The sequence below is a fragment of the Enteractinococcus coprophilus genome (genome assembly GCF_006716305.1).
GTDB lineage: Bacteria > Actinomycetota > Actinomycetes > Actinomycetales > Micrococcaceae > Yaniella > Yaniella coprophila.
On sequence record NZ_VFOU01000003.1, the window covers coordinates 264,051 to 276,661 of the forward strand.

The window sequence follows — 12,611 nt, forward strand, 5'->3', positions numbered from 1 at the left end:
GGATCCACTTTCCTATTTCGCAGAATTAGTACGCTGCTGGGGTTTCCCAGAGGTTCAACGACGTCCCAATGTTATGTTCTTTGGCGTAGTCGTAGATGTCGTGAGCCCATGCGACGTCCTCCACTGGCATGCCGCCAACGGAGTAGATGATAATTTCGTCGTCCGACTTACGGCCTTCTACGCGTCCTGCTGCAATATCACCCATTTGCTGCAAGTCTTCGCGAGGGAAGTGGCCGTCGTGCTGGAGTTTCAGCATGCGTGAGCCGATGATGCCGATCTGGTCGTAGGCAACTTGAGTCGTGTACTCGTGATGCCATTCGTCGTAGAGCCCCATGTAGTCAACGACTTTGCGAGTATTAATGAGGAAGTCGTCATCAAAGTGAGTTGCTCCCGGTGCAATGACGAGAGTACCTGGCGAGAGCCATTCACCTTTGACCTGGGGGAATTCCTTATGACCATTTGGTGAAGCATTGGCACCGGTGATGAGGATCTCTACGTTCTCAACAGCTTCTTTTTCACTATCGACAATGGTGACGGATTCTAGCTGAGGGTGCGCTGCTCGAATCTCTGCAGCTGAACGTTCGGTCGAATCTTTAGAACGACCCTTGATCTTGACGTGCTTGACACCTTCGCGCTGGGTGAGCAAGCCTTTGAGCGTCTTCTGAGACATAACACCAGGACCAATGATGCCAACGGTCTCTACGTTGTCTACCGCAAGGTGTTTTACGCCGACGTTTGGCACGGAAGCGGTACGGTAGGCCGACAGCAGGTTAGCAGACATGATAGCCAGCGGGGCTCCAGTATCCGTGTCGTTGAGGACGAACACGTGAATGGATCGTGGCATATCAGATTTACGGTTCTCGATGTTCGACCCGTACCACTTCACTCCGGTAGAGCGGAAGCGGCCGCCGAGATAGGCAGGCATCGCCATGAATCGGCGATCGATGTCGTCTTTTGGCATTCCTTCATGCTTAGGTTCTTTCGGGAAGGAAATCATAGCACCGTGGGAGTCGCCGCGGTCACCGGCCATCATGTAGTCGCCGTCAGCAAGCAGAACGAGTGCTTCTTCCATTACCTCAATGCATTGTGCAATATCAGTGACGCCGGCTTCAATCATGTCCGGTTCGTTGAGGTAGAGGAAATCTATACGTTTATCCAATTCGGGTCCTTCCCTAGATACTTCAAAGCTCAGATGGATGAGTCCACAGTGAAGTATGACATAAGCGGAAGACCATGTCAGCACCCTACAGTCCTTTAAGAGAGTAACCTTTCTTACATCCGGAAGGTAAGGTTTCAGTTTCGGAATAATCAGAAAATATGCTTATCAGTTGGCCAGCGATGAAAAAACGTTCGGAGACACATCAGCCAGGCTGTGATGTAGCATCTGTCTGCGAGCAGGGAGGGACCTATGATTTCCGACTGCGCCGCATCCTGTAGCGTCGCTGCAGATCGTCAAAGTACTGAGGTGTGCCGGGTTCTGGTGTCCCGTGATCCACTTCTGAAGGCGCGTCCTCATCAGGGCTTGGCCAATTGTCGGGATGGATGTCATCGCGCAACTCCTTATCGGACTGCAGCATAGGTTCACGAATCATAGTTACATGTTCGATACCTGCTTCATAGAATGGTTCGCCATTGGCCTCCAAACCAAAAGTACGGTACCAATCCTGCAGGTGTGTCTGGGCATGCATGGTGAGGCGTTGATCCGGATAGTATGCCATGACAGCCCGGATCAGTGCGCTGGCTAGGCCATGACCACGAAAAGGCAGATCCGTGGCAACACGTCCTATAGATAGGGTGTGTGGAGCCTCCCGCAGCACGCGGAGGGTAGAGACTGGTACACCCTCGACCTGAATCCACCAGATTTGGGTAGTAGGTTCAAGGTCGCGCCCGTCGAGCTCTTCGACTGAAGTAATGCCTTGTTCCATAACGTAAACGCGGTTTCGCAGTCTCGCGATGTTATAGGCAGTTTCATGACGCATGTGGGTCCAGTGGGCATTTTGGATTTCAACCATGCACATATTCTAAAGCACAGAGTTGTCCGCACATGTGTGAACCTACAGGAGAGCCAATAATCGTTCCACTATGGACTGGACTGACGTTTCTGCTAGATCGGACTAGAAGGTCCCTTAAATGCATCAACCCCGCTCATCTGAGATGAACGGGGTCGATGTGAAATGTTGTCCGGCGGTGTCCTACTCTCCCACACCCTCCCGGGTGCAGTACCATCGGCGCTGTGGGTCTTTGCTTCCGGGTTCGGAATGGGACCGGGCGTTTCCCCCACGCTATGACCACCGTAACCCGTGCTCCCGACACCACCCCTAGCAGGGGGTGGGGGGAAATCTGTGGGGTACCGTCCCAACAGGCGGGCTGTTGGGGGTGGACCTGACACTATGCTGTTCTCGTATTGGACGCGGCCCCGACCCCCGCCATGCGGGGGTGGGGTGATGTTGCTGTAACCGTATAGTCGACGCGAGACCTATAACCTGTGTGGACGTGCTGCGTGTACCCGGTGCTGCCCATCGTGTGGGTCTGGTGGGCCTTTTGCTGCCCACCGCACACACCCGACCATGTTGCCATGGCTAACGGGTGTAGGTAAGTATTTGGTCTATTAGTACCGGTCAGCTTCACACATCTTGAGTCTGTGCTTCCACATCCGGCCTATCAACCCAGTCATCTGCTGGGGACCTCATAAGGAGAATTCATCTTGAAGCCGGCTTCCCGCTTAGATGCTTTCAGCGGTTATCCATCCCGAACGTAGCGAATCAGCCATGCACCTGGCGGTACAACTGACATACCAGAGGTTCGTCCGTCCCGGTCCTCTCGTACTAAGGACAGACCTTCGCAATTCTCCAACGCGCGCAGAGGATAGGGACCGAACTGTCTCACGACGTTCTGAACCCAGCTCGCGTACCGCTTTAATGGGCGAACAGCCCAACCCTTGGGACCTACTCCAGCCCCAGGATGCGACGAGCCGACATCGAGGTGCCAAACCATGCCGTCGATATGAACTCTTGGGCAAGATCAGCCTGTTATCCCCGGAGTACCTTTTATCCGTTGAGCGACGACCGTTCCACAACGAGTCGCCGGATCACTAGTCCCAACTTTCGTTCCTGCTCGACATGCCTGTCTCACAGTCAAGCTCCCTTGTGCACTTACACTCAACACCTGATGACCAACCAGGTTGAGGGAACCTTTGGGCGCCTCCGTTACCATTTAGGAGGCAACCGCCCCAGTTAAACTACCCATCAGGCACTGTCCCTGGACCAGATCATGGCCCGAAGTTAGATATTCACTGCTACCAGAGTGGTATTTCACTGTTCGACTCCACCACCACTAGCGTGGCGGCTTCGTAGTCTCCCACCTATGCTACACAAATACCAGTCAATACCAATACCAAACTATAGTAAAGGTTCCGGGGTCTTTCCGTCCTTCTGCGCGTAACGAGCATCTTTACTCGTAGTGCAATTTCGCCGAGTTCATAGTAGAGACAGCGGAGAGGTCGTTGCTCCATTCGTGCAGGTCGGAACTTACCCGACAAGGAATTTCGCTACCTTAGGATGGTTATAGTTACCACCGCCGTTTACTGGGGCTTAACTTTTCCGCTTCGCCCACAAGTGGGCTAACAGATCCGCTTAACCTTCCAGCACCGGGCAGGAGTCAGTGCATATACCTCGTCTTACGACTTCGCATGCACCTGTGTTTTTGATAAACAGTCGCCTCTCCCTGGTCTCTGCGGCCCTTATCCCCTCACCACCGCAAGGATGGGTCAGGGTCCGGGCCCCCCTTCTTCCGAAGTTACGGGGGCATTTTGCCGAGTTCCTTAACTATGATTATCTCGATCGCCTTAGTATTCTCTACCTGACTACCTGTGTCGGTTTCGGGTACGGGCAAGATGTCACCTCGCGCCGATGCTTTTCTAGGCAGCATAGGATCACCGAATCACCCCCCACGGGGGCGCCCATCACGTCTCAGGCTGCATGTCTGGCGGATTTACCTACCAGACGCCCTACACGCTTAGACCAGGACAATTCCACTGCCTGGCTCGGCTACCTTCCTGCGTCACACCTGTTAATGCGCTTGACTCATTGGATCAGGTCCCACGCGCCCCACCAACACCAGCCCGAAGGCTGACCTGGTGGTTTGGGTGGTTAGTCTCACCAACTCGTCAGGGACGGTGACCTCCTGGTACGGGAATATCAACCCGTTGTCCATCGACTACGCCTGTCGGCCTCGCCTTAGGTCCCGACTAACCCAGGGCAGATTAGCTTGACCCTGGAACCCTTAGTCATCCGGCGGACGGGTTTCTCACCCGTCATTCGCTACTCATGCCTGCATTCTCACTCGCGTCCAATCCACCAGCCGTTCACACGCTGACTTCACCTCGAACACGACGCTCCCCTACCCAACACCACACTGTGGTGCTGTCACGGTTTCGGCGGTGTGCTTGAGCCCCGCTACATTGTCGGCGCAGAATCACTTGACCAGTGGGCTGTTACGCACTCTTTCAAGGGTGGCTGCTTCTAAGCCAACCTCCTGGTTGTCTCAGCAACTCCACATCCTTTCCCACTTAGCACACGCTTAGGGGCCTTAACCGATGATCTGGGCTGTTTCCCTTTCGACGATGAAGCTTATCCCCCACCGTCTCACTGCTACGCTCAACGTGACCGGCATTCGGAGTTTGGCAGACGTCAGTAACCTTGTAGGGCCCATCAGCCAACCAGTAGCTCTACCACCAGCACGCACACGTAACGCTGCACCTAAATGCATTTCGGGGAGAACCAGCTATCACGAAGTTTGATTAGCCTTTCACCCCTACCCACAACTCATCCCCTCCATTTTCAACTGAAGTGGGTTCGGTCCTCCACGCGCTCTTACACGCGCTTCAACCTGGTCATGGGTAGATCACTTCGTTTCGGGTCCAGAACACGCGACTCAACGCCCTCTTCAGACTCGCTTTCGCTACGACTACCCCACACGGGTTAACCTCGCCACGCATCACTGACTCGCAGGCTCATTTTGCAAAAGGCACGCCCTCACCCACCCACAGGCAGGCTCGGACGGATTGTAAGCACACGGTTTCAGGTACTATTTCACTCCCCTCCCGGGGTACTTTTCACCATTCCCTCACGGTACTGATTCACTATCGGTCACAAGGAAGTATTTAGGCTTACCAGGTGGTCCTGGCAGATTCACACGGGGCTCCACGAACTCCGTGCTACTCGGGCAACACGTTACAGCACACATCATGGTTTCAACTACGGGACTGTCACCCTCTACGGTCTGGCATCCACACCAGTTCGTCTACCATCACATGCCACTGCGGTGCACGGCAGCACACCACAACACGCCCCCAACAACCCCGACCATGCAACCCCTGCCGGGTATCACACATGACCGGTTTAGCCTCATCCGCGTTCGCTCGCCACTACTAACAGAATCACTATTGTTTTCTCTTCCTGTAGGTACTGAGATGTTTCACTTCCCCACGTTCCCTCCAACTGGCCTATACATTCAACCAGCGGTCACACGCCTACCCGAAAGCAGACCTGCGGGGTTTCCCCATTCGGAGATCCTGGTATCAAACGCTTGGTTATCAACTCCACCAGGCTTATCGCAGATTCCCACGTCCTTCATCGGCTCCTTGTACCAAGGCATCCACCGTGCGCTCTTAGCAACTTACCCCACCACCACCCCAACCGGGGCAGTGATCGTAAATCACCACAAAATAAGCAAACACATCCCACCACAAGGCAGGATGTCGCACAGATACACAAACAATCACGATCACATCAACCAACCGGCTGATGCAACAAAATCACAAGAAATAAGATGCTCGCGTCCACTATACAGTTACAATCAACAACACCCCAACGAACACACGCACCACGAACCAACCAGTCCGCAGCCGTCATGCTCAGGGCACAACCACCACCAACCACCCCACACAGGGGGCAATCAGCACATTTCGTGGTTGCTCCAAAACCCAACAGTGTACCAAAATCTTTTCGACCCACCCGACACCCGGATCCATGCCTCCACCTACCCGCAACACCATCAGATGCTACCGGCCAGTACTACATGCACCCGAGCCCGACCTGGGCCCAGACCACCAGCCAAGGCTGATGTATTTGTTTGATGTTCCACCCACGTGACCACTGCCCGCACCCACCAGACTGGTGAGCACAACCAATGACAGCGCCACTAGATAACTATGAGAATAGTAATTCTCCTTAGAAAGGAGGTGATCCAGCCGCACCTTCCGGTACGGCTACCTTGTTACGACTTAGTCCCAATCACCGGTCCCACCTTCGACGGCTCCCCCCACACAAGGTGGTTGGGCCACCGGCTTCGGGTGTTACCAACTTTCGTGACTTGACGGGCGGTGTGTACAAGGCCCGGGAACGTATTCACCGCAGCGTTGCTGATCTGCGATTACTAGCGACTCCGACTTCATGGGGTCGAGTTGCAGACCCCAATCCGAACTGAGACCGGTTTTATGGGATTAGCTCAACCTCACGATCTCGCAACCCATTGTGCCGGCCATTGTAGCATGCGTGAAGCCCAAGACATAAGGGGCATGATGATTTGACGTCGTCCCCACCTTCCTCCGAGTTGACCCCGGCAGTCTCCCATGAGTCCCCACCATTACGTGCTGGCAACATAGCATAGGGGTTCCGCTCGTTGCGGGACTTAACCCAACATCTCACGACACGAGCTGACGACAACCATGCACCACCTGTACACCAGCCCCGAAGGGAAACCCTATCTCTAGGGCGATCCGGTGTATGTCAAGCCTTGGTAAGGTTCTTCGCGTTGCATCGAATTAATCCGCATGCTCCGCCGCTTGTGCGGGCCCCCGTCAATTCCTTTGAGTTTTAGCCTTGCGGCCGTACTCCCCAGGCGGGGCACTTAATGCGTTAGCTACGGCGCGGAAACCGTGGAAATGGTCCCCACACCTAGTGCCCATCGTTTACGGCATGGACTACCAGGGTATCTAATCCTGTTCGCTCCCCATGCTTTCGCTCCTCAGCGTCAGTAACAGCCCAGAGACCTGCCTTCGCCATCGGTGTTCCTCCTGATATCTGCGCATTTCACCGCTACACCAGGAATTCCAGTCTCCCCTACTGCACTCCAGCCTGCCCGTACCCACTGCAAACTGAAGGTTAAGCCTTCAGCTTTCACAGCAGACGTGACAAACCGCCTACGAGCTCTTTACGCCCAATAATTCCGGATAACGCTCGCACCCTACGTATTACCGCGGCTGCTGGCACGTAGTTAGCCGGTGCTTCTTCTGAAGGTACCGTCACCCCAAAGGGCTTCTTCCCAACTGAAAGAGGTTTACAACCCGAAGGCCGTCATCCCTCACGCGGCGTCGCTGCATCAGGGTTTCCCCCATTGTGCAATATCCCCCACTGCTGCCTCCCGTAGGAGTCTGGGCCGTGTCTCAGTCCCAGTGTGGCCGGTCACCCTCTCAGGCCGGCTACCCGTCATCGCCTTGGTAGGCCATTACCCCACCAACAAGCTGATAGGCCGCGAGACCATCCCAAACCGTTAAAACTTTCCACACCCCACCATGCGGTAGAATGTCCTATCCGGTATTAGACCCAGTTTCCCAGGCTTATCCCGAAGTTCAGGGCAGGTTCCTCACGTGATACTCACCCGTTCGCCACTCATCCACCCCCAGCAAGCTGGGAGCTTCAGCGTTCGACTTGCATGTGTTAAGCACGCCGCCAGCGTTCATCCTGAGCCAGGATCAAACTCTCCAAACAAAACCTGTTCAGATCGCATCGATCAAACCAGGACCAGACGGAAAATCCGGTCCCCTGGCATCGCTGTGATCACTACCCACGGAGGTAGGAGCGCCACAGCAACCATTTACAACAAATGGCATCAAACAAACTTGGCACACTATTGAGTTCTCAAACAACCACACCCATCCAGCCAACACACCCCCACACGGGACACGCCAACCAAACAGGCCAACCAACGATCCACAACCAAACCATCATGAACCACACCAAACCGGCGCAGAACACAACACTAAAGAAGATTGAACTTCATGTCAAATCGACTTATCTTGGAAGTAAACCCTCCGCCACCAGGAGCTAAGCGCTCTGGGCAACAGAAGAACACTCTATCAGACTCACTGACTTGAATGTCAATTCCAAGCGAGGCGATCTCCGTCACACTCGCCGTTAGGCAACCTCGTGCCGATCAGGCTTTAGCATTCACTCGAAAATGAACGCAACGTGTCGAGGAGGCTTCGCTGATCTGAACTTGAAGCAACTTCATGTTCGATTTCGAACCGGATCAACAGCTTATCACATTGTGATTCGAGCTTGTCAACTCGCTTCGACTTGCGGAATCGTCGTATAAATTTTTCTAAAAGAACTTCTGTGTCTCAGCGCTTCCCGTCTCCGGCCTGCCCTGGGCACGAGAGATAACTATACACAGATAAATTCCGAACGCAAAACCGGTTGAACCCCTCGCTCCAGAGTCGTTTTGGGCAAGCCTGTTTCTGGTAAATGCCGTTTAGTCTATGTTTATTGGACAACTGGACAGAGTTATGTGATCGAGGTCTCCGCTGAGACTCAAATTATCCAATAATTCGCCTGGATCCATTGTTCACTCGTTAACCAGCGCGCGGGTGAGATCTTGTGAGATCTCACCCGCGCTATGGAATGTTCTGATTACTGCAGCAGTGTTCTATCAGAAACTGCTGCATCCTTGATATTGGAGAATTGCGCAAGAAGGTCTTCTACGGACATCGACGCTTTGGCTTCACCCGAGACATCGAGGATGATGTCGCCTTCGTGCATCATGATCAGTCGGTTGCCTACCTCAAGCGCCTGGCTCATATTGTGCGTCACCATGAGCGTGGTTAGATTCTTTTCGGCAACCACCTTTTCTGTCAGGTGGGTGACCAGACGAGCGCGTTCTGGGTCAAGTGCCGCTGTATGTTCGTCAAGCAGTAGGATTTTTGGTTCAGAGAATGTTGCCATAAGCAGCGACAGTGCCTGGCGCTGCCCCCCGGATAACAATCCGACTTTTGCGCTCAAGCGTTTTTCTAATCCAAGTTCCAGGACTTCAAGCGCTGCTGCAAAACGCTGGCGCTTCGCTTTCGTAATACCGAAACTCAGTCCGCGAGAGAGTCCACGGCGTTCTGCCAATGCCATGTTTTGTTCGATTGTGAGATCTGGCGAGGTGCCGGCCATTGGATCTTGGAATACTCGTCCCACGTATTTAGCACGTTTGAAGTCTTTCATACGGGTGACATTTCGACCGGCAATCTCGACGATTCCAGTATCAGGAGAGACCTTCCCGGCAATGGTGTTGAGTACCGTGGATTTGCCTGCCCCGTTCGATCCGATAACAGTCACGAAATCGCCGTCATCTAGGTCGAGGTTAATGTCCGATAGCGCCACACGCTCGTTAATCGAGTTCGGAAAGAACGTTTTGTTAATATTCCTAAGCTTGAGCATTGGTGGCCTCCTGAAGCGCTGGTTGGGTCTCGGGCGTTTGTTTCGATTTTGCCCTTGTCCTCACACGCCATTTCGGTATGAGCAGTGCCAAAACCACGATAATGGCCGAGATTAGGCGCATATCGTTCGGGTGGAAACCAATGGCTAGTGCACCTTGGACCGCCGCACGGTAGATAATAGAACCAAAAATAACCGCCGTAGTCGCTAGGAGCACTTCTCGGTTACGCGTACCGAAGATCAGGCGTCCGGCCGCGGTGTCAGCAAAACGTGTCACGTAGCGGTTTTGGAATATGGCTTGCCCCAAGATGACCGAGGCTAAGCCAACCAGAATCAAGCCGATACCCATCGAGATATCGGCAGAACCCTGCTTCTGGGCAATGAAGGCCCCAGCCAACCCGACCAGCCCGTTCGACACGGCTAGTCCTACGATTTTCATGGCGTCAGTGGAGACCCCAAAAGAGCGGACCATCTCTTCGTTGTCACCGGTGGCCTGCAGACCGAGACCCATATCGGTTCCCAGGAACCAGTCCAACAGGAATTTGAAGGCCAAAATGATCACGGCGAGAACCAGGATCAACACCCAACCAGTAATACCGTTGGAGTTGAACCATGAATAGATCGTGTCATGTCCAAGCAATGGGACGTTTGCGCGGTTGCCCATAATGCGCAAGTTGATCGAATACAGCGCCAGCATCGTTAAGATGCCCGCAAGAAGGGGATTGATTCCGCCTTTTGCGTGTAAGAGGCCGGTGACGATACCTGCCAGAGCGCCGGCGATGAAAGCTGCCACGAGCGCCAATACGGGATTCAAGTCGTAGTTGACCATCAAGATAGCCGCCGTCGCCGCACCCGTAGTGAATGACTGGTCAACCGTCAGGTCGGGAAAATTCAGAATGCGGAAGGTCAAATACACGCCAAGGGCCATGATGGCATATATAAGACCGAGTTCTAATGTCACGGTCATAGCAGTCTGAGACTACCTTTCATCAAGGGTGATAAACGGGCCCGGGCAGTCAAGTAGTCGCCCAGGCCCGTTTATATTTTTGCAGGTTATTGGATGCAGTGCGAGTTATTCGGCAGATTCCTCTGTCTCAGATTCTTGATCTGCGGGACTCGCGCTGTCGTTAGCACCGTCTTCACCTGTCAAGTTCGCCCCCTCGAGGAGATCCTGTGGGATCTCTACGCCCATTTGTTCTGCGGCTTCCAGGTTGAAGGTGTATTCCAAAGCGGCCTCGTCAGCACGTTCAGGCGGCGTGTCAGCCAGTTCCTTCTCACCAGTAACCAAAGCCAAGATCATCTCACCGGCTTGACGGCCATGTTCGTAGTAATTCAGGCCGTAAGTCCCCACGGTGCCACGTTCTACCGAATCTGATTCGGCCGCAAAAACGGGAACCTGATTGTCGATACCGTAGGAGATCACGGTTTCTAATCCGGAGACCACAGTGTTATCAGTCGGTACGTAGATAGCGTCGACGTTGCTGAAGGATTCGACGCCCTGTGCAACCTCAGACGTATTCGTGACAGCCACTTCCTGAATCTCAACTCCAAGATCCTCTGCTGCAGCTTTGGCTGCATCGACCTGTACTACGGAGTTGGATTCGGCCGAAGAGTAGGGAATCCCGATAACTTCGACGTCACCCACGACATCAAGGATCAATTGAAGCTGCTGGTCAACCGGGTTCATATCTGAAACGCCGGTGATATTGTCGCCCGGAGTCTCCCAATCGGGTACCAGTTGGGCATCCACGGGGTCGGTCACCGCGGAAAAGACGATCGGAGTGTCGCTGATGGTGGTTGCTGCGGCAATGGCAACTGGGGTTGCTATGGGAGCTACCGCATCCAGATTGGTGTCCCCCGCGAAGCCGCCCACGATGTTGTTCATGGTGGCTTGGTCCGCCTGAGCATTTTGCTCTTCGATTTCGAAGTTGTGTTCAGATTCCTCCAGGACATCTTTGATGCCCTGAGCGGTCGCGTCTAGCGATGGGTGGGAGACATACTGGGCGATACCGATTTGGTAAGTTTCGCCTTCTGCTCCTCCCTCGTCGTTACCTCCGCCATTATCGGACCCGCACGCGGTGAGCAGCAGGCCCATGGTCGCAGCGGTTGCTGCTGTTTTCAATAGGGTAGATTTTTTCATTCCTACTCCAGCTCTGTACTGATGTGAGTGATGGATTGTGTCGCACGCCACATGGGCGTATCTCAGTCAATCTTAGCCCGAAGTCGGGCAATTTCGTACAGGGTAATTCCTGCTGCTAATGATGCGTTGAGTGATTCCAGTTCAGAAGCAATAGGAATTGACACGATCTGGTCGACGTTTTCGGAAACTAATCGGGATAATCCGGTGCCTTCGGAACCGACGACAACACACAGTGGTTCGGTCGCCAACGGCAGACCGGGTAAGGACTGATCGCCGTCACCATCTAAACCAATGGTAAACATGCCGGCTTTTTTATATTCGACCAGGGCGTTATTGAGATTACTCACTTGCCCCACCGGAACGCGAGCTGCGGCTCCGGCCGAGGTTTTCCATACGGTGGAGGTGACCCCAACCGAACGGCGCGAAGGAATAATGACCGCATCTGCCTTGAATGCTGACGCAGAACGCAAGATCGCACCCAGGTTATGGGGGTCGGTGATCGAGTCCAGGGCAACTACCAGCGGTGGGTTGTGCCGGTACCCCTTATCCCAGTCGTCCATCAGTTCGACGACGAGATCAATACCGTTTTCGTATTCATACGGTGGCACTTGCAGTGCAATGCCTTGGTGGCGGGCGTTATCGGTGATGCGGGCCAGCTGCGCTTCGGTGGCTTCAAGTACCGGGATGCCACGGTCAGCTGCCAGGCGGACAGATTTGCGAATCCGGTCATCCATTTCGACCCCGGCGGCAACATAAAGCGTGCTGGCTGGTACCTCGGCTTCCAGTGCCTCGACCACCGGATTGCGGCCAGCGACCGCATCGGTGGTGCGCTCTGATTTTTTCTTCGGTGCCGGGGGACGGTAGCTTTTATGCCACGTCCGATCGGAGGCTTTGGGCATTGGCCCGCGACCTTCCAATTTGCGGCGTCCTTGACCGCCTGAACCTTTGGTTGGGCCCTTCTTGCGTGAAGAGCCACCGCGACGAGTACTCAT

The 12,611-nt window shown here is 54.1% G+C and carries 6 protein-coding genes and 3 rRNA genes; all 9 read right to left on the reverse strand.

All coding sequences use genetic code 11. The features are described from left to right. Positions 1-25: 25 nt before the first annotated feature. Positions 26-1,159, reverse strand: coding sequence for a tyramine oxidase subunit B (locus tag FB556_RS09255; protein WP_246057342.1), 1,134 nt, complete (start codon positions 1,157-1,159; stop codon positions 26-28). A 247-nt stretch (positions 1,160-1,406) separates the two neighbouring features. Continuing rightward, entirely contained in the window at positions 1,407-2,012 is a 606-nt protein-coding gene (locus FB556_RS09260; protein WP_170200432.1) for a GNAT family N-acetyltransferase, read from the reverse strand. 167 nt (positions 2,013-2,179) lie between these two features. Then, positions 2,180-2,296, reverse strand: a 5S ribosomal RNA gene (gene rrf / locus FB556_RS09265). Between the two features lie 292 nt (positions 2,297-2,588). Then, positions 2,589-5,682 (reverse strand): 23S ribosomal RNA (locus FB556_RS09270). Between the two features lie 552 nt (positions 5,683-6,234). Then, positions 6,235-7,769, reverse strand: a 16S ribosomal RNA gene (locus FB556_RS09275). Together the 16S, 23S and 5S rRNA genes form the textbook arrangement of a ribosomal RNA operon. Positions 7,770-8,690: 921 nt before the next feature. Next, on the reverse strand, positions 8,691-9,482 hold the full coding sequence (locus tag FB556_RS09280) for an ABC transporter ATP-binding protein (RefSeq protein ID WP_141867025.1): 792 nt from the start codon (positions 9,480-9,482) through the stop codon (positions 8,691-8,693). After that, positions 9,469-10,446 (reverse strand): ABC transporter permease, encoded by a 978-nt coding sequence (locus FB556_RS09285; RefSeq protein WP_141867027.1) that lies wholly within the window; start codon positions 10,444-10,446, stop codon positions 9,469-9,471. The genes FB556_RS09280 and FB556_RS09285 overlap by 14 nt, the downstream gene beginning before the upstream one ends. Positions 10,447-10,551: 105 nt before the next feature. Next, positions 10,552-11,619: an ABC transporter substrate-binding protein gene (locus FB556_RS09290; RefSeq protein WP_141867029.1), complete on the reverse strand. Its 1,068-nt coding sequence runs from the start codon at positions 11,617-11,619 to the stop codon at positions 10,552-10,554. Positions 11,620-11,681: 62 nt separating this feature from the next. Next, complete coding sequence (rlmB, locus tag FB556_RS09295) at positions 11,682-12,611, reverse strand: 23S rRNA (guanosine(2251)-2'-O)-methyltransferase RlmB (protein WP_141867031.1); 930 nt, start codon at positions 12,609-12,611, stop codon at positions 11,682-11,684.